Here is a 23,428-nt window from a genome sequence, read left to right as displayed (position 1 = left end):
ATGGGACATTGGTTGGTCATCGACCTGGAAGCCACGACCGACGAAGGCGGCTGGCCGGTGGAAGAAATGGAAATCATCGAGATCGGTGCCAGCCTGGTCGGAGCGGACGGCCATGAACGCGACCACTTCCAGCGCATCGTCAGGCCGCAACGACGCCCCTGCCTGACCGACTTCTGCCGTCAGCTCACCCACATCACCCAGGCGGACGTCGACAGCGCGGCGCCACTGCCCCAGGTCTGGGCGCAGTTCGAGCGCTGGCTGACGCAGCATGCGCCGCGCCTGGTCGGCTGGAGCAGCTGGGGCGACTACGACCGCCGCCAGCTGCACCAGGAGTGGCGCCAGCACCAACTCCTCAGCCTGCTCGCCGACGTGCCCCACCTGAACCTCAAGCAGGCCTTCGCCAAGGCCCGCCAGCTGCAGCGCCCGGTAGGCCTGCACAGCGCCCTGCAACTGGCCGGCATGCAGTTTCAGGGGCAGCAGCACCGTGCGCTCGAGGATGCCCGCAACACCGCTCGCCTGCTGCCGCTGGTACTGCCCATCAAAGGGTGATGACGAAAAAAAGGCGCTTGGGCATACTGGCGCCCCTTTTGTGGCCATGCCCGCCGTGGCGGCCTGCCTTCGGGGCGGCGCCAGGCGACGTTGCAAATGGCCCCCAGCAGTTTGTCCACCCACTTCCGAGGAATCGCAGATGTTCAAGGTCAACGAGTACTTCGACGGCACCGTCAAATCCATCGGCTTCAGCATGGCTGAAGGCCCGGCCACCCTCGGCGTCATGGCCCCGGGCGAATACGAGTTCGGCACCAGCCAGCTGGAAGTGATGCACGTCGTGGCCGGCGCCCTGACCGTCAAGCTGCCGGGCACTGACAGCTGGACCACCTTCGAGGCCGGCAGCCAGTTCACCGTCGAGGCCAACAGCAAGTTTCAGTTGAAGGTCGCCGTGGATACCGCGTACCTCTGCGAATACCGCTAAGCCGCAAGCCTCATGAAGAACCGGCCCCTGCGGCCGGTTTTTTCGTTGAACAGCACCAGGACACAGCCTCATGCCACGCTCCGCCCTCCTTGTCCCCATCGCCCTGCTCGTGGTGGCCATGACCTCGATCCAGAGCGGCGCATCGCTGGCCAAGAACCTGTTCCCCCTGGTCGGCGCCGAAGGCACCACGGCCCTGCGCCTGGTGCTTGGCGCGATCATCCTGTCGCTGGTGATGCAGCCCTGGCGCGCCAGGCTGGACCTGCGCAAGTGCCATGCCCTGCTCGCCTATGGCCTGGCCCTCGGCGGCATGAACCTGTTGTTCTACATGTCGCTGCAGAGCATTCCGCTGGGCATCGCCGTCGCCCTGGAGTTCACCGGGCCGCTGGCCCTGGCGCTGTTCTCGTCGCGACGCCTGCTGGATTTCGTCTGGGTGATCCTGGCCATCGCCGGCCTGTGGCTGCTGCTACCCACCGGCGCGACGCAAAGCGCCATCGACCCGCTCGGCGCGGGTCTGGCACTTGGCGCCGGCGTGTGCTGGTCGCTGTACATCATCTTCGGCCAGAAAGCCGGCGCGCAGCATGGCCGTCACACCGTCGCGCTGGGCACCTGGGTCGCCGCATTGCTGGTCCTGCCGGTCGGCCTCTGGCACGCCGGCGGCGACCTGTTCGACCTCGACCTGCTGCCCATCGCCCTCGGCGTGGCGGTGATGTCATCGGCGCTGCCGTACAGCCTGGAAATGATCGCCCTGACACGCATGCCCGCGCGCACCTTCAGCGTGCTGATGAGCCTGGAGCCGGCGATAGCCGCGCTCTGTGGCCTGATTTTCCTCGGCGAGAAGCTGCTCTGGGGGCAGTGGCTGGCCGTGGCGGCGATCATCATCGCCTCGACCGGCGCCGCCGCCACCATCAAGCCGCAACGTTAACTGCCGAACTGCAGCTCTGCCAGGCGCGCATACAGCGTGCTGCTGTCGATCAGCTCGGCATGCCGGCCAATGGCGGCCAGACGCCCGCGCTCGATCACCGCGATGCGGTCGGCCTGCTTCACCGTGGCCAGACGGTGGGCGATCACCAGGGTCGTGCGCCCGGCCATCAGCGACGGCAACGCCTGCTGGATCAGGTGCTCGCTTTCGGCGTCCAGCGCACTGGTCGCCTCGTCCAGCAGCAGGATCGGCGCATCGGCGAGCAAGGCGCGGGCAATCGCCAGGCGCTGGCGCTGCCCACCGGACAAGCCCAGCCCCGCCTCGCCCAGATGAGTCTGATAGCCCTGCGGCAGGCGCTGGATGAACTCGTGCGCATGCGCGGCGCGCGCAGCGGCCTCGACCTCGGCCTGACTCGCATCCAGGCGGCCATAGCGGATGTTGTCTTCGATCGAGCCGTAGAACAGCGCCGGGTTCTGCGACACCAGCGCGAAGCAGGCTCGCAGCTCACGCGGATCGAGCTGATCGATCGGCACCCCGTCGATGAGGATGCGCCCTTGCTGCGGGTCGAAGAAGCGCAGCAGCAGATCGAACAGGGTCGACTTGCCGGCCCCGGAGGGGCCCACCAGCGCCAGCGTCTCGCCTGCGGCCACCTGCAGGTCGACGCCATCGATGGCATAGCTGTCCGCACGCGACGGATAGGCGAAGCGCACCCCCTGCAATTCGATGCGCCCCTGCACCGGCCGCTGCAGCGGCTGCGGCCGTTCCGGCGCCACGATGGCGTTGCGCGAACGCAGCAGCTCGCCGATGCGCTCCGCTGCCCCGGCTGCACGCTGCAGCTCGCCGATCACCTCGCTCAGCGTACCGAAGGACGAGCCGACGATCAGGCTGTAGAACACGAAGGCCGCCAGCTCGCCACCGGAAATGCGCCCGGCGATGACATCCATGCCGCCGACCCAGAGCATCACCCCCACCGCGCCGAGCACCAGCACGATCACCACCGTGATCAGCCAGGAGCGCTGGGCGATGCGCTTGCGTGCGACGTCGAAGGCCGCCTCGGCGGACTCGCCGAAACGCCGCTTGTCTTCATCCTGGTGGTTGTAGGCCTGCACGGTCTTGATCTGCCCCAGCACCTCGCCGACGTAGCTGCCGACGTCGGCCACGCGATCCTGACTCTGCCGCGACAGCGCACGCACGCGTCGGCCGAACAGCAGGATGGGCGCCACCACCAGCGGCAAGGCCAGCAGCACGATACCGCTGAGCTTGGGATTGGTGACCACCAGCAGGATGCTGCCGCCGATGAGCATGATCAGGTTGCGCAGCGCCATCGACAGCGATGAACCGATCACCGATTGCAGCAAGGTGGTGTCGGCGGTCAGCCGCGACTGGATCTCCGAACTGCGGTTGCTCTCGTAGAAACCGGGGTGCAGCTCGATCAGGTGATCGAACACCCGCCGGCGGATGTCGGCGACCACCCGTTCACCGATCCACGACACCAGGTAGAACCGCGTGTAGGTGCCGAACGCCAGTGCCAGCACCAGCACGAAGAACAGCAGCAGGGAATGCCGTAACGCGGCCGGTGACTGCGTGGCCAGGCCCTGGTCCACCAGCAGCTTGATGCCCTGGCCCATGGACAGGGTGATGGCCGCCGTGAACAACAGCGCCAGCAGTGCACCCAGCACGCGGCCGCGATACGGCGCGATGAAGCGCCAGGCCAGGCGGACGGCGCCACGCTGGCGAGAAGAAAGCATCGATGTCATGACAGGTCTCAGGAGTCAGCAGCCGAGGGCGCTTCGGCCAGCCAGGCCAGTGCGCACAAGGCCAGCGCAGCCAGGTTGGTGGAAAGCGGGTTGAACGCCTGAAGCAACAGATGGGGACTGAACAGCGCAACATCAAGCCGCAGCACCAGCAATACCGCGACAGCGACCCGCAGCGGCCAGCTCCGGCGACGCATCGTCAGCAGAACGATACCCGGAGTCTTTCCCCCACGCCGGCGATGCGGGCGATCAGCTCCGGCGCAAACAGCGGGTGCTGCGGGCGCCCATGGGCACCGATCATCGCCACCTCGTCAGGACTGAGCCAGAGGATCTTCGGCGCCAACCCATGCCAGATGAACGCCAGCGCCAGGGCCAGGCGATCCGCGCCAGACGCGGCTCAGTCATGCAGGAAGCGTTCGCCATGGTCGGCCGTGGGCAGCAGGCAGACGTCATGCCGACCGAACAGGCGGTAGCGATTCAGCGCGATCCGGTCATAGCACCAGTCACGCAGCGGCCTGGGCACCAGGCGCAGCCAGCTCAACCCGCGCCATGGCCAGGGCAGCCTGGCGAGAATGCGCAGCAGCGCGGAGGAACGCAGGTGCAAGCCCTGCTCGTCGATCAGCGCCATGCTGTCGAAGTGATCGGTCGGCAGGCCGTACCAGGCCAGCAGCGCCTGACCCTGTGCGGACTGCACCGAGGCCAGACGAAAGCGTCGTTCGGGGTCATGCCGGATGAGAAACTTCGCCCAGCCGTTGCACAGCTTGCAGACGCCGTCGAACAGCACGACGCGCTCTCCAGCGGCCAGCCCCGGCGGCAGATTCGACTGCGTCATCGCGCGGCACTCGCCTGTTGCGCCTGCGGGCGATAATGGCCGGTGATCCGGAAGGCGAACAGGATGTCCTCCTCCTGCGTGCCACGGCCGATGTTGTGCAGCACCAGTGGCACGCCATCCGGTGCCCGACGGTCGCTGACGATGCCGATATGGGTGAGGCCACGCCCCAGATCCCAGGTGACGATATCACCGGCCGCGTAGGCGGCTGGCTCCTGGCTGACCGGCACGGACCAGCCCTGGCGCGCGAACCAGGTCATCAGGTTCGGCACGCGGCGATGGTCGATGTTGCTGTCCGCCCGCTTCAGCCCCCAGTGCTGCGGATACACCGCGAAGTTGCCGCGCATGTCGCGGTGCACCGCCTCCTGCAGGTCCAGCCCCTGCTCGCGCAACGCCCGGATCACCACATCGGTGCAGACCCCGGTGGCCATGGGCACGTCGCCGCCCGGGTAGCTCAGGCGCCGGTACGCCGGGTCATAGCTCAGGGTCACACCCACCTGCTTGCGCGCATCCAGCACCAGCCGGTCGGCCTCGATGGCCTGCGCGGCGAACGCCAGCGACCAGGCCAGCAACAGCATCACTACCCGCATTTCGATCTCCTATCGACTCAGGGGATAAAGCAATTCTTCCTTGTAGCCTGCCCAGACCCGCACGGCATCGGGAAAGGCGTCGTCCAGCGTCACGTCGCCGCTGTCGACCAGCAGCGGGCGGCCTTCCAGCGTCGCCAGCTTGCGCTTGGTGGCGACCACCCGCAGGCGCTTCAGGCCGACTTCGCGCAGCACGCGCGGGCTGATCTGCTGATTGCCACGGCCGATGACATGCCCCTGGCCGCCGATGGCGGTCACCAGGATGTAGGCGGAATGGCCGGCGACCAGGGCGAACAGTTCGGCCTCGTTGACGTCGCGGGCGATCACCTGACCATCCTCGATCACGTCGACGCCCAGCAAGGTTGTTTCCAGTCCCAGATTCTGCGCCAGGCCGTGCAGGGTCGAACCGGGGCCAAACACATAGCGCACGCCCGACTCCCACTCCGTTTCCAGCCAGGCAGCAAGGTCGGCCAGCACCAGCTCCTCGGACTCCATGCCACCCTGCTTGACCGCCTGCACATAGCCGCCCTCCTGCGGCACGCACAGCTCGCCGTACCAGCGCGCGGTAACGCGCCCCTCACGCAGGGCGCTCTCGTCGATATCGCGCACCTCGCCACTGGCCAGGCGCACCAGGCCGCCCTCCACCAGGCGAGCGGTCAACTCGCCCGCCGCGCGCGGGCTGATGGCATAGACCCCGGACTGGATCTTCACCCCGGCCGGGATGCCCAGCACCGGCTGCCCCTCTCGCACCACCGCGCAGACATCACGCGCCGTCCCGTCACCCCCGGCGAAGAGGATCAGCGCCACACCGGCATCCTGCAGTTGCTGCACGGCGCGCCGGGTATCCTCGGCAGTGGTCGGCTGCGCAGCCAGCGAGCCCAGCAGGCGGTGCTCGAAACCCATCTGCGCCAGCAGATCGCCGCCCATGGCACCGGGATAGGTGACGAACTCGATACGCTCATGCAAGCCCTGCAGCTGTTCGAGCGCGGTACGCGTACGCTGCGCCGCCTTGGCCTCGACACCCAGCGCCAGCGCCTGCTCGGCCATGCCATCGCTGCCCTTGAACGCAGCCGGACCGCCAAGCCCGGCCAATGGATTGATGATCAGCCCAACATGAAAACGCGACATGTATTCCTCGTTCCACGCAGGCTGGCACGCAGCCTGCAATACCACTTTCGCACTGTGTTTCGTGACGGAATTCCGCCGTCGCAGCTGTCACCGCGCCTTCATCTGGACTTCCTAGAATGGCGCGCATCACTGATCAGGAGACAGGCCATGAGCTTGCACGACAACGCCGCCCAACGCCCCGACACATCGACCCGGCAGCTGCCGGTCGGGGGCTTCGTCATCGACGCCGAAGGCCGCGAAGTGCCCATCACAGAAGACATGATCCAGCGCGCCTGCAGCGAACTGGAAGAAAACCGCCAGGCCAGCGACGAGCCGGATTGAATCGCACGCCAGACAGGATCGAGCCTGGCGCGCAGGCTCAATCGCGCGGCACCAGTTTCAGCGACAGCGAGTTGATGCAGTAACGCAGCCCGGTAGGCCGTGGCCCATCGGGAAACACATGCCCCAGGTGGGCGTCGCACTTGGCGCACTTGACCTCGATGCGGTGCATGCCGTGGCTGAAATCATCGACGCTGGCGACCACCTCGTCGTTGACCGGCTGGAAATAGCTCGGCCAGCCACTGCCGGAATCGTACTTGGCAGCGGAATCGAACAGCGCCTCGCCGCAGCAGGCGCAATGGTAGATACCCGGTGTCTTGCTGTCATGGTACTCGCCAGTGAACGGCCGCTCCGTGCCCCCCAGGCGGCACACGTGAAATTGCTCCTGCGACAGCTCTTCGCGCCAGGTTTCCAGGGATTTGTCGACTTTATCCACGGGCTGCTTTCCTCCTCGACGATCAGGTGAACGGTGGCGACGGTGAATCTTCGTGATCGCGGCCAGTCCAGGCGCAGTCCGCACGGCACTGCCGCCATCCTCCGCCTCGTTGCCAGGGTAGCAGGCATGAAAAAAGCCCGACTGGTACCTTTGCCGCGATCAGGTCGCCACGTATGATTCGACCCCAGTCTGTCACCCACGTTACAGGCTGCCAAGACTCACCCACGGGGAATCTCGGCAGCCTGAGCCGGTGGGTTCTTCATAGATCGGGATCCCATACATGCAGGTCAGCAAATCGAACAAGCTCGCCAACGTCTGCTACGACATCCGCGGGCCCGTGCTCAAGCACGCCAAACGCCTGGAAGAGGAAGGCCACCGCATCCTCAAGCTGAACATCGGCAACCCGGCACCGTTCGGTTTCGAAGCACCGGAAGAGATCCTCCAGGACGTCATCCGCAACCTGCCGACTGCACAGGGCTACAGCGACTCCAAGGGGCTGTTCAGCGCGCGCAAGGCGGTGATGCAGTACTACCAGCAGAAGCAGGTCGAAGGCGTCTCCATCGAGGATATCTACCTCGGCAACGGCGTCTCCGAACTGATCGTCATGGCCATGCAGGCCCTGCTCAACAACGGTGACGAAGTGCTGATCCCGGCGCCCGACTACCCGCTGTGGACCGCCGCTGTGGCGCTGTCCGGCGGCAAGCCGGTGCACTACCTGTGCGACGAACAGGCTGGCTGGTTCCCCGACATCGCCGACATGCGCGCCAAGATCACCCCGAACACCAAGGCGCTGGTACTGATCAACCCGAACAACCCGACCGGCGCGGTGTATTCGCGGGAAGTCCTGCAGGACATCGTCGAACTGGCCCGCCAGCACAACCTGGTGATCTTCTCCGACGAGATCTACGACAAGATTCTCTACGACGAAGCCGTGCACATCAGCACCGCCTCGCTGGCACCGGACGTGCTCTGCCTGACCTTCAACGGCCTGTCCAAGAGCTACCGCGTGGCGGGCTTCCGCTCCGGCTGGGTAGCCATCTCCGGGCCCAAGCACCGGGCACAGAGCTACATCGAAGGGCTCGACATCCTGGCCAACATGCGCCTGTGCGCCAACGTGCCGAGCCAGCATGCGATCCAGACCGCCCTCGGCGGCTACCAGAGCATCAACGACCTGGTGCTGCCCAACGGCCGCCTGCTGGAACAGCGCAACCGCGCCTGGGAGCTGCTCAACGACATCCCCGGCGTCAGCTGCGTCAAGCCCATGGGCGCGCTGTACGCGTTCCCGAAGATCGACCCCAAGGTCTGCCCGATCCACAACGACGAGAAGTTCGTCCTCGACCTGCTGCTCTCGGAAAAGCTGCTGATCGTGCAGGGCACCGCCTTCAACTGGCCCTGGCCCGACCACTTCCGCGTGGTCACCCTGCCCCGTGTCGACGACCTGGAGCAGGCCATCGGCCGCATCGGCAACTTCCTCAAGGGCTACAGCCAGTAAACCGGCATGGACCTGCAGATAGACGATTTCTACAAGGACGCGGCCAGCGGCCTGCTCATGCTCTACCAGGCCTTCCCGCGCAAGATGGCGCTGTACGTGGAAGACCTGATAGGGCGTGAGGAGCCGGATGAGTTCGGCCTGCCCAGCAAACGCCATCAGGCCTGTCTCGGCGCACTGCTGTGGCTGGCCGAGGAAGGCTACCTGCGCTTCGAGTCGACCATCGCCTACGACGCGCTGGATCAGGCGGTGCTGACCGAGAAAGGCTTCCTGCGCCTGTCGCGCTCCATTCCCCACGCCCTGCGCGAAGGCGAAGTGCTGCCGCCGAGCGTGCGCCGCGTGCACGCAACGCTGGCCTTCCAGCTGCGCGAAGCCCTGGCGCAGCGCCACGGCGAGCGCACCGCACGGCTGACTCGCCTGCTGTTCGAGAGCACGCTGCACGGCCAAGAGACATAGTTTGAAATAGTCGCCGGTTGAAAGCCCCGGGGGCGCGCCCTTATATAGCCCGCATTACTCGTACGTCTTTCCCGTGAGGAGTCCGTTCACACCATGATGCGCATTATGTTGTTCCTGGCCACCAACCTGGCGGTCCTGGTTATCGCCAGCATCACTCTCAAACTGCTGGGCGTCGACCGCTTCACTGGCCAGAACCACGGCAGCCTGCTGATCTTCTGCGCTGTGTTCGGTTTCGCCGGCTCGCTGGTCTCGCTGTTCCTCTCCAAGTGGATGGCGAAGATGAGCACCGGCACGCAGATCATCACCCAGCCGCGCACCCGCCACGAACAGTGGCTGCTGCAGACCGTCGAGGAGCTGTCCCGCGAAGCCGGCATCAAGATGCCGGAAGTCGGCATCTTCCCGGCCTACGAGTCCAACGCCTTCGCCACCGGCTGGAACAAGAACGATGCGCTGGTCGCCGTCAGCCAGGGCCTGCTCGAGCGTTTCTCGCCGGATGAAGTACGCGCGGTGCTGGCCCACGAGATCGGCCACGTCGCCAACGGCGACATGGTCACCCTGGCGCTGATCCAGGGCGTGGTGAACACCTTCGTCATGTTCTTCGCACGCATCTTCGGCAACTTCGTCGACAAGGCGATCCTGAAGAACGAGGAAGGTCACGGCATCGGCTATTTCGTCGCGACCATCTTCGCCGAACTGGTACTGGGTATCCTGGCCAGCATCATCGTCATGTGGTTCTCGCGCAAGCGCGAATACAAGGCCGACGAAGCCGGCGCCCGCCTGGCCGGTACCGGCGCGATGATCGCCGCCCTGCAGCGCCTGCGTGCCGAACAGGGCGTGCCGGTGCAGATGCCCGACAGCCTCACCGCCTTCGGCATCAACGGTGGCCTGAAGAATGGCCTCGCCGGCCTGCTGATGAGCCACCCGCCGCTGGAAGACCGCATCGAGGCGCTGCGCCGCCTCGGCTGATCGACAGCCGCAAAAGAAAAGGCGACCCCAGGGTCGCCTTTTTCATGCCGCTGCCGAATCAGCGCCGCGTGAGGTGGAACACCACCTCGTCCACCGCCTCGAGCTGGTTCTCGCTGAAGCGCGGATTGCCGCTCAGCACATCCTTGCGTTCGACCTCCTGCAGCGCCCAGCCCCCGCTGAAGAGGCGCTCGGCCTCGGCATCCTCGACCGAGAATGGCGGGCCATCCATGCGCTGCTGGTCGTAGACCAGGGTCACCAGCAACCCCTGACAGGCAGCCGGCAATATCGCCAGCAGGTGCGCGGCATAGCGCTCGCGCATCTCGGCCGGCAAGGCGATCAGCGCCGCACGGTCATAGAACGCCTGGCACCCGGCAACGTCCTCGCCAGTCAGGGCGAAGAAGTCGCCACAGAGAATCTGCAGGTTGCCGGCGGCATAGACCTTGTATGCACCGCGTTGCGAGATCTGCGGCTGCACATCGCGCTCGGCGAAGAAATCCTGCACGGCGCGCTCGGCCAGCTCCACGCCGATCACCGCATGCCCTTGCTCCGCCAGCCAGGCCAGGTCGAGGCTCTTGCCGCACAGCGGCACCAGCACCGTCGCCTGCGCCGGCAACCCCAGGGCAGACCAGTGACGACGCAGGTAGCCGTTGACCTTCTCCTGGTGAAAACCAATCTGGCTACGCGCCCAACGATCCTGCCAGAACGCCTCGTGCATCAGAAACCCTCCATGAAATTCGATAGGAATACTCAATAATTTATACTGGAAGTCGATACTTCCAGCGCCGAAGATGGCCACATCCTACTTCAGGAGCCAACTTCCATGCTGCCTTCCCTGTACATTTCCCACGGTTCCCCCATGCTCGCCCTGGAGCCCGGCGCCAGCGGCCCGGCACTGGCGCGCCTGGCCAGCGAACTGCCGCGGCCGCAGGCCATCCTCGTGGTCTCCGCGCACTGGGAAAGCCGGCGCCTGCTGCTCACGGCGGCTGAACGACCGGAAACCTGGCACGACTTTGGTGGCTTTCCAGCGGCGCTCTACGCCGTGCAATACCCGGCACCCGGCGCTCCGCAGCTGGCCGAGACGATCGCCCGGCAACTGGACGCCGCCGGCCTGCCTGCCGAGCTGGACGCACGTCGCCCCTTCGACCATGGCGCCTGGGTCCCGCTGTCACTGATGTATCCGGACGCGGACATCCCGCTGCTGCAACTGTCGCTGCCCAGCCAGCTCGGCCCCGAGCTGCAGACACGCGTGGGCCGAGCGCTGGCGAGCTTGCGCGAGCAAGGCATACTGCTGATCGGCTCCGGCAGCATCACCCACAATCTCGGCGAACTGGACTGGCGGGCCGGGCCGGATGTCATCACGCCCTGGGCCAAGGCGTTTCGCGACTGGATGGTGGAGCGACTCGAAGCCGGGGACGAGCAGGCGCTGCACCACTACCGCCAGCGGGCGCCAAGCGCCGTACGCAACCACCCCAGCGAAGAGCACCTGCTACCGCTGTTCTTCGCCCGTGGCGCTGGCGGCAGCTTCTCCGTGGCGCACACAGGCTTCACCTACGGCGCACTGGGCATGGACATCTATCGCTTCGACTAGCCGCCGTTCCTCACGCTGTCCCAGGCGATCTGCGCCAGCAGCTCGCGGCAATCGCGCAGCTCGCTGCGGGTCCGCCCAGCCAGCCAGTTGCGCGCCAGGTCCTGCGCCGGGCCGATCACCACCGAGGCGAAGCAGTCATCCGGCAGTGCCTTGAACAGCCCCTGCTGACGGTATTCGGCCAGCGCCGCGAAAATCTGCGCGAAGTGCTCACGGTTGGCCTCGCGCAGCGCATCCCCCATCTCCCCCGCCTCGACCCGGCTGCGGCTGTGCAGAATGAAGCGCGCCCAGTCCGGGTTGGCCACCACCCAGTCGATGTAGCTGGTCACCAGCAGCCTGACGCAGGCCTCGGCACTGTCAGCACTGGCGAAACCGCTCTGCAGCATTTGCGCGTACTGCGCGGTGCCGCTCATGTACAGCGCAGCGATGATCCGCTCCTTGTTGCCGAAGTGGTGATACAGGCTGCCGATGCTCGCACCGGAGCGGTCACGGATCATCTCGATGGTGGTGCCATCGACCCCCTGCTCGGTGACGCAGGCCAGTGCGGCCTGGAGGATTTCGTCTTTGCGTGATGGACGGGCCATGCCGCTCCTTGCTGACTAGAATATATTTCTAGAATAATTTTCTAACGCTCGTATACTGCCTCGGCGCGCGCTCATCTTCAATCGCAGACACGCAGGAGAGAGTCATGAGTCAGATGTTGCAGATGTTCCAGCAGGCCGGCGCTGCCCAGTTCAGCGCGATGATCGGCCAGGTCGCCCCCTACTTCGCCAGCATCGCCCCGCAGATGGTCGAGTTGCGCCCCGGCTACGCCGAGGTGCATTTCGCCAAGCGTCGCGAAGTGCTGAACCATATCGGTACGGTGCACGCCATCGCCCTGTGCAATGCGGCGGAACTGGCCGCCGGCAGCATGACCGATGCCTCGATTGCCAGCGGTTGCCGCTGGATTCCCAAGGGCATGACGGTGGAATACCTGGCCAAGGCCGATGGCGACATCCGCACGGTGGCCGACGGCAGCGCGGTGGACTGGAGCCAGACCGGCGATATCAACGTGCCGGTGATGGCCTACGTGGGCGACAAGCCGGTGTTCCGCGCCCAGATCACCATGTACGTCAGCCAGGCCTGAAAACACGAGGCCCGTCATCGACGGGCCCCGTACCTGCATTCAGTCCAGCCGCACCAGGATACGGCCGACCATGCCGCCGGAAAGTATGCGCTCGATGGCTGCCGGCAACTCCGCCAGGCCAATTTCCTGGCACAGCGGCGCAAGATCGAGTTTCCACTGCAGCGAGAGCTTGTCCCACATCGACGCCTTGACCACCAGTGGCAGCTCCACCGAGTCCACGCCCAGCAGGTTGACCCCACGCAGGATGAACGGCAGCACGTTGGCCTGGAAGCCAACGCCGGCCGTCAGCCCGCAGCAGGCCACACTGGCGCTGTGACGCAGCGACTTGACCACGTTGAACAGAATCTCGCCGCCCACGGTGTCCACCGCGCCAGCCCAGCGCTCCTTGAGCAGCGGACGCTCCCCACCCTGCTGCAGCTCCTCGCGGCTGACGATCTCGTCGGCCCCGAGCCCACGCAGGAAATCACCCTGCTCGGCCTTGCCGGTCGCGGCAGCGACCCGGTAGCCCAGCTGCTTGAGCAGCACCACGGCAATGCTGCCAACGCCGCCCGTGGCGCCGGTGACCAGCACCGTGCCGGCCTCGGGAACCACGCCGGCCTGCTCCAGTTTGTCCACGCACAGTGCGGCAGTCAGTCCGGCGGTGCCGAGGATCATCGCCTCGCGCAGCGGCAAGCCCTGCGGGCGCTTGATCGCCCAGGCAGCCGGCACGCGGATGTACTGGCCAAAACCGCCCGCCGTGTTCATGCCCAGGTCGTAGCCGGTGACGATCACCTCGTCGCCCACCGCGAACTCGGCCACGCCGGACGCCTCGACCACCCCGGCGGCGTCGATCCCCGGCGTATGCGGATACGCCTTGGTGACACCACGGTTGCCGCTGGCGGACAGTGCATCCTTGTAATTGAGCGAGGAGTAGCGCACCCGGATCAACAGCTCGCCCTGCGGCAACTGTTCGACGTTGCGCCCGACCACTTCACGCTTGAAGCCGCCAGTGGCGTCTTCGCTGACCAGCAAGGCCTTGAACTCAGTCATCACCCTCTCCTCTTGTCATTGTTCGCGCTGTACGCCGTACACGAAGCGCTACCAGAAACGCTGCTGATTGAGACGACTCAACCAGGTCAGGACGAAGCGGTCCAGCGCCATGCTGGCAGCCAGGCCGACACGCTCCTGCAGACTCTTCTTCTGAGCGAAGTGCAGATGGAACAGTTCAGCCTCGGCGGCCCGCTCGGCCAGGTACTGGTCGCTGGTCTTCAGCTCATCCACCAGCAGCCGCTCCTGCGCCGCCATGCCCAGCCAGACCTCGCCGGTGGCGATGGCATCGATGTCCAGTTGCGGGCGATAGCGCGCGACGAAGCCCTTGAACAGCTCGTGCGTGGTTTCCAGGTCTTCCTGGAACTTCTCCCGGCCTTTCTCGGTGTTCTCGCCGAATACAGTCAGCGTACGCTTGTATTCGCCGGCGGTGAGCACTTCGAAGTCGATCTCGTGCTTCTTCAGCAGGCGGTGCACGTTCGGCAGCTGCGCCACCACGCCGATGGAGCCGAGGATGGCGAACGGCGCGCTGAGGATCTTCCCGCCGATGCAGGCCATCATGTAGCCGCCGCTGGCCGCCACCTTGTCCACGCATACCGTCAGCGGGATACCGGCATCACGGATACGCACCAGTTGCGAGGATGCCAGGCCGTAGCTGTGCACCATGCCACCCCCGCTTTCCAGGCGCAGCACCACCTCGTCATCGGCCCTGGCCATCGACAGCAGCGCCGTGACCTCGTGGCGCAGGTTCTCGGTGGCCGATGCCTTGATGTCGCCATCGAAGTCGAGCACGAACACCCGCGCCTTGCTCGACGGTGCCTTCTTCTCCTGCCTGGCTGCCTTGGCCTCGGCCTTGCGCACGGTCTTGAGCTGATCCTTCGACAGCACGCTGTGCTCGAGACGCTCGCGCAGGTCCTTGTAGAAATCGTTGAGCTTCTGCACCTGCAACTGGCCGTTGCCGCGTCGCCCCTTGCCGCGCGTGGCGGCCACCACTAGCAACACCGCGACGATGGCGACCAGCACGGTCAGGGTCTTCGCCAGAAAGCTGGCGTACTCGCTAAGAAACTCCACGGATCCCCCTTGGGTAATACAGCGGCGCCTGGGCGCACAAAGGCCCAAGCATACCGGCGCGGCAACGGGTCGGCCAAGCGCGATGGCGGTTCAGGAATGCCATACAAGCATTTCAAACAAGCGTATGTTTTTTCATTGACAGCCCCCGAGCTTCCTCATAACCTCGCGAAACCTTCAACGTGCCGAGACCGATACGGACGTGGGCAGCATTTACCTGATTCGACATGGCCAGGCTTCATTTGGTGCAGACGACTACGATGTCCTGTCTCCCGTCGGTGTACGCCAGGCCGAAGTGCTGGGCGAGCACCTCGAGCAGCTCGGCATCGCCTTCGATCGCTGCGTCAGCGGCAGTCTGCGCCGCCAGCAGCATACGGCCACGTCGGCCCTGCAGCGCATGAGCAGTGCCCCGGCACTGGACATCGACGACGCCTTCAACGAGTTCGATGCCGACGCGGTGATCCGCAGCCTGCTGCCCGACTTGCTGCCCGAAGAACCCGAGGCGCTGCACATCCTGCGCAACGGCGCACAGAACCGTGCCGAGTTCCAGCGCCTGTTCGCCAAGCTGATCCAGCGCTGGGTATCGGGCGAGCACGACACGCCCGAGCTGCAAAGCTGGCAGGCCTATGTCGAGCAGGTCGCCGGCGGCCTGCAGCGAATTCTCGAACAGGCCCACAGCAAACAGAACATCGCCATCTTCACGTCCGGCGGCACCATCACCGCCCTGCTGCGCCTGATCACCGGCGTACCGGCAGAGAAGGCCTTCGAACTGAACTGGCAAATCGTCAACACCTCGCTCAGCCTGCTGAAGTTTCGCGGCAGCGAGGTAAGTCTGGCTTCCTTCAACAGCCATGTGCATTTACAGCTGCTGAAGGCGCCGGAGCTCATCACCTACCGTTGAGCTCCAGCCCACTGCGGCCATCAGGCTGCGCGAAAAACCCGAGAAAAGGATAAGACCATGAGCGTTGCTGACATCGTCCAAACCATGCAATCCAAGTTCAACGCCAGCGCCGCTGCGGGCCTGGATCTGGTATTCCAGTTCAACATCGAAGATGGCGAGAACTACGCGCTGATCGTCAAGGATGGCACCTGCGCCATCGAACAAGGCGACAACCCGAACGCCAACGTGACCCTGATCATGGACAGCGAAACCCTCAAGGGCATCGTCAGCGGCGAAACCGACGGCATGCAGGCCTTCATGGCTGGCAAGCTGCGCGCCGAAGGCGACATGATGCTGGCGATGAAGCTGGGCGAACTGTTCCCGGTCTGATCGGCGAGCCGAGCGCAAGACACGAAAACCGGAGTCCTGGACTCCGGTTTTTTATTGCCCGGCATCCTGGGCGGCGATCCTGCGGACTGCCGCCAGGCGACGTCAAAAGCGTTCTCCTGAAATTTTTTCCACACCGGTGCACTGGCGAATGGCTCAGCGCGAAGATGACTGATCAGGCAGTTTGATCGTGGTGCAACACGCCCGCCTATAACGGCGCGTATTGCTTGTGACAGCCTGAGCGCAGCATTAGATTAGCCAATTATCTAGGGCACCCATCATAAGTAGAAGGGATAAGCATGGCGCTCACTGACCAGTCCACCCGTATCCGCTCAGGCGAAGAGCTCGACGCCAGCGTCATCGACGCCTACCTCAAGGCCAACATTCCCGGCCTGAGCGGCGAAGCCAGGATCAGCCAGTTCCCTGGCGGCGCTTCCAACCTGACCTACCTGATCGAGTACCCGCAGCAGGAGTTCGTCCTGCGCCGTCCGCCGTTCGGCCACAAGGCCAAGTCGGCGCACGACATGGGCCGCGAGTACCGCATCCTCAACCAGCTCAACGCAGGTTTCCCCTACTGCCCCAAAGCCTATGTCCACTGCACCGACGACGCGGTAATCGGCGCCGAGTTCTACGTCATGGAGCGCGTCAAGGGCATCATCCTGCGCTCCGAGATGCCGGCCGAGCTGAACTTCACCCCGGAGCAGACCAGTGCCCTGTGCAAGAGCTTCATCGACAAGCTGGTGGAGCTGCACAACGTCGATTACAACGCCTGCGGCCTGGGTGACCTGGGCAAGCCCGAGGGTTACGTCGAGCGTCAGATCAAGGGCTGGAGCGATCGCTACGAGAAAGCCCTGACCCCGGATGCGCCGACCTGGGAACCGGTCAAGGCCTGGCTGAACGACAAGATGCCGGCCGACCACCACAAGCCAGGCATCGTGCACAACGACTACCGCTTCGACAACGTCATCCTCGACCCGAACAACCCGATGCAGATCATCGGCGTGCTCGACTGGGAGATGACCACCATCGGCGACCCGCTGATGGACCTGGGCAACACCCTGGCCTACTGGATCGAAGCCGGCGACCCGGCGCCGGTGCAGCTGATGCGCCGCCAGCCGAGCAACGCCCCCGGCATGCTCACCCGCCAGCAGTTCGTCGACTACTACGCCGAGCAGGCCGGCATCGAGATCAACAGCTTCGATTTCTATTACACCTACGGCCTGTTCCGCCTGGCCGGCATCGTGCAGCAGATCTACTACCGCTTCTATCACGGCCAGACCCAGGACAAGCGCTTCGCCCAGTTCATCCACATGAACAAGCTGCTGGAACAGATGTGCCTGCAGGTCATCGGCAAATCCACTCTCTAACCCCGGGGTAACCACCATGTCCAAGACCCAACTGTTCGATCTCGACGGCAAGATCGCCTTCGTCTCCGGCGCCAGCCGTGGCATCGGCGAGGCCATCGCCAAGCTGCTGGCCCAGCAAGGTGCTCATGTGATCGTCTCCAGCCGCAAGATCGAAGGCTGCCAGGCCGTGGCCGACGCCATCGTCGCGGAAGGTGGCAAGGCCACCGCGATCGCCTGCCACATCGGCGAGATGGAGCAGATCACCAGCGTCTTCGCGCAGATCAAGGAGCAGTTCGGTCGCCTCGACATCCTGGTCAACAACGCCGCCACCAACCCGCAGTTCTGCAATGTGCTGGACACCGACCTGGGTGCCTTCCAGAAGACCGTGGACGTGAACATCCGTGGCTACTACTTCATGTCCATCGAAGGCGGCAAGCTGATGAAGGAAAACGGGGGTGGCAGCATCATCAACGTCGCCTCGATCAACGGCGTCTCCCCCGGCGAGTTCCAGGGCATCTACTCGGTGACCAAGGCTGCGGTGATCAGCATGACCAAGGTGTTCGCCAAGGAGTGCGCGCAGTTCGGCATTCGCTGCAACGCGCTGCTGCCGGGCCTGACCGACACCAAGTTCGCCTCGGCGCTGACCAAGAACGACGCCATTCTCAAGCACGCTCTGCAGCGCATCCCGCTCAAACGCGTGGCCGACCCGAGCGAGATGGCCGGCGCCGTGCTGTACCTGGCCAGCGAAGCCTCCAGCTACACCACCGGTGTGGCCCTCAACGTGGACGGTGGCTTCCTTTCCTGAGGCCCTGGCCAGAATGAAAAAGGCACCCGATGGGTGCCTTTTTCGTTTCAGGACGACCAGCCACACGCACGGACCGGTTTCACTGACGCATCCCGCGACCACTGACCAGCAGGCGGATGCACAGCGTGTAGAGCGCCGCAGTGGCCAGCAGCATGAAACCGATGGCCACGCCGATACGGATGTCCGACACCCCAAGGATGCCGTAGCGGAAGGCGTTGACCATGTGCAGGATCGGGTTGCCCAGCGAGACCGCCTGCCAGAACGGCGGCAACAGGGTGATGGAATAGAACACCCCGCCCAGGTAGGTCAGCGGCGTCAGCACGAAGGTCGGAATGATCGAGATGTCGTCGAAGTTGCGTGCGTACACTGCATTGACGAAGCCACCGAGGGAGAAGATGGTCGCCGTCAGCAGCACCACCAGCACGGTCACGCCGAGGTGATGCACCTGCAGGTGGGTGAAGAACAGCGACAGCATGGTGACGATCACGCCCACCGCCAGCCCGCGCAGCACGCCCCCGACGACGAAGCCGATGAGGATGGTGTGCGGCGATACCGGCGACACCAGCAGCTCCTCGACGTTGCGCTGGAACTTGCTGCCGAAGAAGCTCGACACTACGTTGCCGTAGCTGTTGGTGATCACCGACATCATGATCAGCCCCGGGACGATGTACTCCATGTAGGTGAAACCGCCCATGTCGCCGATCTGCCGGCCAATCAGATTGCCGAAGATGACGAAGTACAGAACCATGGTGATCGCCGGCGGCAGCAGGGTCTGCGGCCAGATGCGCAGGAAACGCCGCACCTCGCGGTGGACGATGGTACGCAGGGCCACCAGGTTGGCGGCGAATTCGCTGTTGAGGTACTGGGTATTCATTGCGCCACCTTGGCCAGGTTCTTTTCCACCAGGGAGACGAACAGCTCCTCCAGGCGATTGGTCTTGTTGCGCAGGCTGAGCACCTGCACCTGCTGCTGCGCCAGTTGCTGGAACAGGGCATTGAGGCCCTGGCTCTTCTCCACCTGCACCTCCAGGGTGTGGTGGTCGAGCAGGCGCGCCGGGTAGCCGACCAGATCAGGCGCCTCGCGGTAGGAGTCCTGCAGGTCGAGCAGGAAGGTCTCGACATGCAGCTTCTTCAGCAGGTCCTTCATGCTGCTCAGCTCGACGATGCGGCCGTGGTCGATGATGCCGATGTTGCGGCACAGCTGCTCGGCCTCCTCCAGATAGTGGGTGGTGAGGATGATGGTGATGCCCTGCTTGTTCAGGTCGGTGAGGAAGCTCCACATCGAGCGACGCAACTCGATGTCCACCCCGGCGGTGGGCTCGTCGAGGATCAGCAGGCGCGGCTGATGCACCAGCGCGCGGGCGATCATCAGGCGCCGCTTCATGCCACCGGACAGCTCGCGCGAGGCGACATCACGCTTCTCCCACAAGCCGAGCTGGGTCAGGTACTGCTCGGCACGCTCCTTGGCGATGGAGCGCGGAATACCGTAGTAGCCGGCCTGGGTGACGACGATGTCGAACACCTTCTCGAACTGGTTGAAATTGAATTCCTGCGGCACCACGCCCAGGCAGCGCTTGAGCGCATAGGGCTCGCGGTCGAGGTCGTGGCCGAACACATTGACCGTACCGCCGCTCTTGTTCACCAGCGTGGAGAGAATGCCGATGGTGGTGGACTTGCCGGCGCCGTTGGGTCCGAGCAAGGCGAAGAAGTCTCCCTCGGCGACGTCCAGATCGATGCCGTGCAGGGCCTGGAAGCCGTTTCCGTAGGTCTTGGTCAACTGGCGAATGGTCAGGGCGGAGCTCATGAAGATGGGGTTTCCCGCGCGAGTGAGGTCGTTGAAGGCAGCTCTGAAAACATGGGCGAAGCAGTCAGCACGATACCGACGGCGGCCCTGCGAGAACAGGCGAAAAGCGCTCGCAGCCGCGCTGCAGATCAGCCGGGCCGGCAAAGCGTTTTCAGAGATGCCTTGTTGATGAGGGCGAAGAGGCGTGATTGCAACCGGGTGTTTCCGCTCTTCGCAGGCATGCACCCTACCGACCCTGGCGTGCGGAGAAAAGGCCGTCGTGACGATCTTGACTATCGACTCAGTCGATAACACCCGCCTCGCGCTGCATGTCGCCGCTGGGTTGCTGCGCGCCCGGCTCGAACAGATGCGGGTAGCAGTGGCGCAGGTGGCCGAAGAACAGCTGCTCGGGCAGGTCCTCGAACTGGCCGTGGTCCTGCAGGTATTCCATGTAGCGCTCGCCCTGCTCGTTGTAGGGGTGGAAAACGCTGTCACAGGTACCGTCAAACGCCAGCGGCGCCACCTTGAACACCCGGCACAGCGCCTCGTTGAACGCAGGTGTGGCCTTGACCCAGCGACCATCGAGGTACAGCTCGGTATAGCCATGCATGGCGAACACCTCGCTGCGCAACAGCTCCAGCAGACGCGGGGTGGACAGGTGATTGCGCACGTCGGCCAGGCCGATGCGCGCTGGAATGCCGCAGTGCCGGGCGCAGGCCGCGAGCAGGATGGCCTTCGGCACGCAATAGGACTCCCCCGCCAGCAGCGCATGGCTGGCCTTCAGCGTCTGTGCATCGAGGCTGAAGGCATAGGGGTTGTAGCGAATCTCGTCACGCACGGCGAGATAGAGTGCGACAACCTGACTGCGCGGTTCTCGTGACGCACCACGGTAACGTTCGGCGAACTCGATTACCCTCGGGTGGTCACTGTCAATGAAGCGGCCGGGACGTAGGTAGGTCTGCATGGGGGCTCCTGAAGTTCGTTTCAGTGTAAACCTGCCGATTGCGCCAACTTAACGACGATCCGGCCAAGCTCACCGCCCTTGCCGCCATTTATGGCTATGCTCGGGGCGTCGCCCGCTCGAATCATGGAGGAATGCAAATGCTCGTCATCTGGTTGCTGGTCCTGCTACTCGGGGTCGTCTATCTGGCCCATAGCCGTACCGCCGCCCTGCCCGCGCTGGGCATCACCGCCGCCTACCTGCTGGCCATGGCCCTGTTCAGCCCGGTACCCGGCTGGCTGCAGCTGCTGCTGTGGATCGTCACCGGCGCGGTCGCCGCCTTCATCCTGCTCGGCGACCTCCGCCGGCAGCTGTTCACCAGCCCGCTGTTCGCCTGGTTCCAGCGCGTGCTGCCGCCCATGTCGAGCACCGAGCGCGACGCCATCGAAGCCGGCACTGTCTGGTGGGATGGCGAGCTGTTCAGCGGCAGGCCGGACTGGGACAAGCTGCTGGCCTACCCCAAGGCCACGCTGAGCGAGGAAGAGCAGGCCTTCATCGACGGCCCCACCGAGGAACTCTGCGGCATGATCAGCGACTGGCAGGTCGGCCAGCAGCTGGACCTGCCGGAGAAAGCCTGGCAGCACATCAGGCAGCACGGTTTCTTCGCCCTGATCATCCCCAAGGAGTACGGCGGCAAGGGCTTCTCCGCCTACGCCCACTCGCAGGTGGCGATGAAGCTGGCCACCCGCAGCGGTGACCTGGCGTCCACCGTGATGGTGCCCAACTCGCTCGGCCCTGCCGAGCTGCTGCTGCACTACGGCACCGACGCGCAGCGCCAGCACTACCTGCCGCGCCTGGCCAGCGGCGAGGACATCCCCTGCTTCGCCCTCACCGGCCCGCTGGCAGGCTCCGATGCCGGCGCGATGCCCGACACCGGGATCATCTGCAAGGGCCAGTGGAATGGCGAGGAAGTCATCGGCCTGCGCCTGAACTGGGAGAAGCGCTACATCACCCTGGGCCCGGTCGCCACCCTGCTCGGCCTGGCGTTCAAGGCCTATGACCCCGAGCACCTGCTGGGCGATCAGGAAGACCTCGGCATCAGCCTGGCCCTGGTGCCCACCGACACCCCCGGCGTGGAAATCGGTCGCCGCCACCTGCCGCTGGGCGCCGCCTTCATGAACGGGCCCAACAGCGGCAAGGACGTGTTCATTCCGCTGGACTACCTGATCGGTGGCCAGGAGTACCTCGGCAAGGGCTGGATGATGCTGATGAACTGCCTGTCGGTCGGGCGCTCCATCTCGCTGCCGGCCGTCGGCACCGGCGCCGCCAAGTTCACCAGCCTGACCACTGGCCAGTACGCCCAGCTGCGCGAGCAGTTCAACGTGCCGCTGGCCGCCTTCGAAGGCATTCAGGAGGCCCTCGCGCGCATCGGCGGCAACGCCTGGCTGATGGACAGCGCGCGCATCCTCACCGCCAATGCCGTCGACCTGGGCGAGAAACCGTCGGTACTGTCGGCGATTCTCAAGTACCACCTCACCGAGCGCGGCCGCGAGTGCATCGGCCACGCCATGGACGTGCACGGCGGCAAGGGCATCATCATGGGCCCGAACAACTACCTGGCCCGCTCCTGGCAGGGCGCGCCGATCTTCATCACCGTCGAGGGCGCCAACATCCTCTCGCGCAACCTGATGATCTTCGGCCAGGGCGCCATCCGCTGCCATCCCTATGTGCTCAAGGAAATGGCCCTGGCAGACCGCGAGGACAAGGACCAGGCGCTGGCCGAATTCGACACGCTGCTGATGAGCCATATCGGCTTCGCCGTGGGCAACGCCGCCAGCAGCTTGCTCCTGGGCCTGACCCTCAACCGCCTGGGCCAGGTTCCCGGCGACGACATCAGCCAGCCCTACTACCGTGCGCTCAACCGCCTGGCGGCTGCGTTCGCCCTGTGTGCCGACAGCAGCATGATGCTGCTCGGCGGCGACCTGAAGCGCCGCGAGCGCCTCTCCGCACGCCTCGGCGATGTGCTCAGCCACCTGTATCTGGGCTCGGCGGCGCTCAAGCGCTATCACGACCTGGACTACCCGGAGGCCCTGCGGCCGCTGCTGCGCTGGGCCATGGAGGAAAACCTGTACCACGCCGAGCAGGCCCTCGATGAGTTGCTGGGCAACTTCCCCAACCGCCTGTTCGGCTGCCTGCTCAAGGTGCTGGTGTTCCCGCTGGGCCGCCGCCATCAGGGCCCGAGCGACGAACTGGATGCCGAAGTCGCCGCGATCATCGGCCGCCAGGCCGGCGACCCGGCCCTGGAGTCGGTACTGGAAGGCTGCTACCGCCCGCAGGCCGACCAGGATTCGGTCGGCGCCCTGCAGCATGCGCTGAACCTGGTGCACGCCAGCCACGACGCCCGCAAGCGCCTGCACCAGGCACTCAAGGATGGCAGCCTGCAACCGGCCCCCGGCCAGGACGCCATCGAAGCGGCGATTGCCGCCGGCATTCTCGACGGCGAGCAAGGCCAGCGCCTGCAGGATGCCGAAGCGGCGCGGCGCCGCGTGATCGACGTCGACGACTTCGCCAAGGAAGAGCTCAAGCTCGGTCGCGGCAAGGTGCGCTGACAGCAGCCGGCACCAGGCCGGC

27 protein-coding genes are annotated in these 23,428 nt (G+C 65.1%); 14 read left to right on the top strand and 13 right to left on the bottom strand.

Annotated features, from left to right (window positions below; all coding sequences use genetic code 11):
• The 3 genes from FIV02_RS10965 to rhtA all read left to right on the top strand — a co-directional run bounded on the left by FIV02_RS10965 (nucleotide 1) and on the right by rhtA (nucleotide 1,892).
• Nucleotides 1-549: an exonuclease domain-containing protein gene (locus FIV02_RS10965; protein WP_037051877.1), complete on the top strand. Its 549-nt coding sequence runs from the start codon at nucleotides 1-3 to the stop codon at nucleotides 547-549.
• Nucleotides 550-688: 139 nt separating this feature from the next.
• The gene (locus FIV02_RS10960) at nucleotides 689-970 is read left to right on the top strand and encodes a pyrimidine/purine nucleoside phosphorylase (protein ID WP_037051876.1); all 282 of its coding nucleotides are present in this window, start codon (nucleotides 689-691) and stop codon (nucleotides 968-970) included.
• A 70-nt stretch (nucleotides 971-1,040) separates the two neighbouring features.
• Nucleotides 1,041-1,892: a threonine/homoserine exporter RhtA gene (gene rhtA / locus FIV02_RS10955; protein WP_150609431.1), complete on the top strand. Its 852-nt coding sequence runs from the start codon at nucleotides 1,041-1,043 to the stop codon at nucleotides 1,890-1,892.
• On the opposite strand, the gene FIV02_RS10950 is transcribed toward rhtA, so the two are convergent.
• The 5 genes from FIV02_RS10950 to FIV02_RS10930 form a co-directional block, all read right to left on the bottom strand.
• Entirely contained in the window at nucleotides 1,889-3,646 is a 1,758-nt protein-coding gene (locus tag FIV02_RS10950) for an ABC transporter transmembrane domain-containing protein (RefSeq protein ID WP_152488609.1), read from the bottom strand. The genes rhtA and FIV02_RS10950 overlap by 4 nt on opposite strands.
• 8 nt (nucleotides 3,647-3,654) lie before the next feature.
• Entirely contained in the window at nucleotides 3,655-3,840 is a 186-nt protein-coding gene (locus FIV02_RS25235) for a DoxX-like family protein (RefSeq protein ID WP_371923253.1), read from the bottom strand.
• 200 nt (nucleotides 3,841-4,040) lie between these two features.
• Nucleotides 4,041-4,475, bottom strand: a complete 435-nt coding sequence (locus FIV02_RS10940; protein ID WP_047584302.1) for a thiol-disulfide oxidoreductase DCC family protein — start codon at nucleotides 4,473-4,475, stop codon at nucleotides 4,041-4,043.
• Nucleotides 4,472-5,062 carry a DUF1287 domain-containing protein gene (locus FIV02_RS10935; protein ID WP_152488608.1) on the bottom strand — a complete coding sequence of 197 codons (591 nt, stop codon included), beginning with the start codon at nucleotides 5,060-5,062 and terminating at the stop codon, nucleotides 4,472-4,474. The genes FIV02_RS10940 and FIV02_RS10935 overlap by 4 nt, the downstream gene beginning before the upstream one ends.
• Nucleotides 5,063-5,071: 9 nt before the next feature.
• A complete protein-coding gene (locus tag FIV02_RS10930) occupies nucleotides 5,072-6,187 on the bottom strand; it encodes an ATP-NAD kinase family protein (RefSeq protein ID WP_152488607.1) in 1,116 nt (371 codons plus the stop codon).
• Between the two features lie 147 nt (nucleotides 6,188-6,334).
• Between FIV02_RS10930 and FIV02_RS24810 the strand changes: the two genes are divergently transcribed.
• On the top strand, nucleotides 6,335-6,508 hold the full coding sequence (locus FIV02_RS24810) for a PA1571 family protein (protein WP_167519224.1): 174 nt from the start codon (nucleotides 6,335-6,337) through the stop codon (nucleotides 6,506-6,508).
• Between the two features lie 37 nt (nucleotides 6,509-6,545).
• Here FIV02_RS24810 and msrB read toward each other — a convergent pair whose 3' ends face one another.
• On the bottom strand, nucleotides 6,546-6,941 hold the full coding sequence (gene msrB, locus FIV02_RS10925; protein WP_037051870.1) for a peptide-methionine (R)-S-oxide reductase MsrB: 396 nt from the start codon (nucleotides 6,939-6,941) through the stop codon (nucleotides 6,546-6,548).
• A 280-nt stretch (nucleotides 6,942-7,221) separates the two neighbouring features.
• On the opposite strand from msrB, the gene FIV02_RS10920 reads away from it, so the two are divergent.
• The 3 genes from FIV02_RS10920 (at nucleotide 7,222) to htpX (ending at nucleotide 9,852) form a co-directional block, all read left to right on the top strand.
• Nucleotides 7,222-8,433, top strand: a complete 1,212-nt coding sequence (locus FIV02_RS10920; RefSeq protein ID WP_037051869.1) for a pyridoxal phosphate-dependent aminotransferase — start codon at nucleotides 7,222-7,224, stop codon at nucleotides 8,431-8,433.
• Between the two features lie 6 nt (nucleotides 8,434-8,439).
• On the top strand, nucleotides 8,440-8,886 hold the full coding sequence (locus FIV02_RS10915; RefSeq protein ID WP_037051868.1) for a hypothetical protein: 447 nt from the start codon (nucleotides 8,440-8,442) through the stop codon (nucleotides 8,884-8,886).
• A gap of 93 nt (nucleotides 8,887-8,979) precedes the next feature.
• A complete protein-coding gene (gene htpX, locus FIV02_RS10910; protein WP_037051867.1) occupies nucleotides 8,980-9,852 on the top strand; it encodes a protease HtpX in 873 nt (290 codons plus the stop codon).
• A gap of 58 nt (nucleotides 9,853-9,910) precedes the next feature.
• On the opposite strand, the gene FIV02_RS10905 is transcribed toward htpX, so the two are convergent.
• A complete protein-coding gene (locus tag FIV02_RS10905) occupies nucleotides 9,911-10,567 on the bottom strand; it encodes a thiopurine S-methyltransferase (protein ID WP_152488606.1) in 657 nt (218 codons plus the stop codon).
• 105 nt (nucleotides 10,568-10,672) lie between these two features.
• Between FIV02_RS10905 and FIV02_RS10900 the strand changes: the two genes are divergently transcribed.
• Nucleotides 10,673-11,440 carry a class III extradiol ring-cleavage dioxygenase gene (locus FIV02_RS10900; protein WP_152488605.1) on the top strand — a complete coding sequence of 256 codons (768 nt, stop codon included), beginning with the start codon at nucleotides 10,673-10,675 and terminating at the stop codon, nucleotides 11,438-11,440.
• Here FIV02_RS10900 and FIV02_RS10895 read toward each other — a convergent pair.
• The gene (locus FIV02_RS10895) at nucleotides 11,437-12,021 is read right to left on the bottom strand and encodes a TetR/AcrR family transcriptional regulator (RefSeq protein WP_152488604.1); all 585 of its coding nucleotides are present in this window, start codon (nucleotides 12,019-12,021) and stop codon (nucleotides 11,437-11,439) included. The two genes, FIV02_RS10900 and FIV02_RS10895, sit on opposite strands and share 4 nt — an antisense overlap.
• A 104-nt stretch (nucleotides 12,022-12,125) precedes the next feature.
• On the opposite strand from FIV02_RS10895, the gene FIV02_RS10890 reads away from it, so the two are divergent.
• Nucleotides 12,126-12,563: a hotdog fold domain-containing protein gene (locus FIV02_RS10890; RefSeq protein WP_152488603.1), complete on the top strand. Its 438-nt coding sequence runs from the start codon at nucleotides 12,126-12,128 to the stop codon at nucleotides 12,561-12,563.
• Nucleotides 12,564-12,602: 39 nt separating this feature from the next.
• On the opposite strand, the gene FIV02_RS10885 is transcribed toward FIV02_RS10890, so the two are convergent.
• Together FIV02_RS10885 and sohB are read right to left on the bottom strand one after the other, a co-directional pair.
• A complete protein-coding gene (locus tag FIV02_RS10885; RefSeq protein ID WP_152488602.1) occupies nucleotides 12,603-13,592 on the bottom strand; it encodes a YhdH/YhfP family quinone oxidoreductase in 990 nt (329 codons plus the stop codon).
• Nucleotides 13,593-13,640: 48 nt separating this feature from the next.
• Nucleotides 13,641-14,660 (bottom strand): protease SohB, encoded by a 1,020-nt coding sequence (sohB, locus tag FIV02_RS10880; protein ID WP_152488601.1) that lies wholly within the window; start codon nucleotides 14,658-14,660, stop codon nucleotides 13,641-13,643.
• A 199-nt stretch (nucleotides 14,661-14,859) separates the two neighbouring features.
• Here sohB and FIV02_RS10875 point away from each other — a divergent pair, with 199 nt between their 5' ends.
• From FIV02_RS10875 to FIV02_RS10860, 4 genes are all read left to right on the top strand, one after another.
• On the top strand, nucleotides 14,860-15,558 hold the full coding sequence (locus tag FIV02_RS10875) for a histidine phosphatase family protein (protein WP_037051860.1): 699 nt from the start codon (nucleotides 14,860-14,862) through the stop codon (nucleotides 15,556-15,558).
• Nucleotides 15,559-15,615: 57 nt separating this feature from the next.
• On the top strand, nucleotides 15,616-15,927 hold the full coding sequence (locus tag FIV02_RS10870; protein ID WP_037051859.1) for an SCP2 sterol-binding domain-containing protein: 312 nt from the start codon (nucleotides 15,616-15,618) through the stop codon (nucleotides 15,925-15,927).
• Between the two features lie 296 nt (nucleotides 15,928-16,223).
• A complete protein-coding gene (locus FIV02_RS10865) occupies nucleotides 16,224-17,291 on the top strand; it encodes a phosphotransferase family protein (RefSeq protein ID WP_037051858.1) in 1,068 nt (355 codons plus the stop codon).
• 16 nt (nucleotides 17,292-17,307) lie between these two features.
• Nucleotides 17,308-18,075 (top strand): SDR family oxidoreductase, encoded by a 768-nt coding sequence (locus FIV02_RS10860; RefSeq protein ID WP_037051857.1) that lies wholly within the window; start codon nucleotides 17,308-17,310, stop codon nucleotides 18,073-18,075.
• A 79-nt stretch (nucleotides 18,076-18,154) separates the two neighbouring features.
• On the opposite strand, the gene FIV02_RS10855 is transcribed toward FIV02_RS10860, so the two are convergent.
• The 3 genes from FIV02_RS10855 to FIV02_RS10845 all read right to left on the bottom strand — a co-directional run bounded on the left by FIV02_RS10855 (nucleotide 18,155) and on the right by FIV02_RS10845 (nucleotide 20,821).
• On the bottom strand, nucleotides 18,155-18,949 hold the full coding sequence (locus FIV02_RS10855; RefSeq protein WP_037051856.1) for an ABC transporter permease: 795 nt from the start codon (nucleotides 18,947-18,949) through the stop codon (nucleotides 18,155-18,157).
• Nucleotides 18,946-19,878 carry an ABC transporter ATP-binding protein gene (locus FIV02_RS10850; protein ID WP_152488600.1) on the bottom strand — a complete coding sequence of 311 codons (933 nt, stop codon included), beginning with the start codon at nucleotides 19,876-19,878 and terminating at the stop codon, nucleotides 18,946-18,948. Before FIV02_RS10850 ends, FIV02_RS10855 begins: the two co-directional genes overlap by 4 nt.
• A gap of 280 nt (nucleotides 19,879-20,158) precedes the next feature.
• Entirely contained in the window at nucleotides 20,159-20,821 is a 663-nt protein-coding gene (locus FIV02_RS10845; protein WP_047589316.1) for a transglutaminase family protein, read from the bottom strand.
• Between the two features lie 137 nt (nucleotides 20,822-20,958).
• Between FIV02_RS10845 and FIV02_RS10840 the strand changes: the two genes are divergently transcribed.
• On the top strand, nucleotides 20,959-23,406 hold the full coding sequence (locus tag FIV02_RS10840) for an acyl-CoA dehydrogenase (protein ID WP_134675945.1): 2,448 nt from the start codon (nucleotides 20,959-20,961) through the stop codon (nucleotides 23,404-23,406).
• Nucleotides 23,407-23,428: the final 22 nt, after the last annotated feature.

Origin of the sequence: Pseudomonas sp. THAF187a (genome assembly GCF_009363395.1) — a bacterium.
GTDB classification, from domain to species: domain Bacteria; phylum Pseudomonadota; class Gammaproteobacteria; order Pseudomonadales; family Pseudomonadaceae; genus Aquipseudomonas; species Aquipseudomonas khazarica.
Note: the sequence above shows the minus strand (reverse complement) of the source record. Positions and strands in the feature narration are given on the sequence as shown.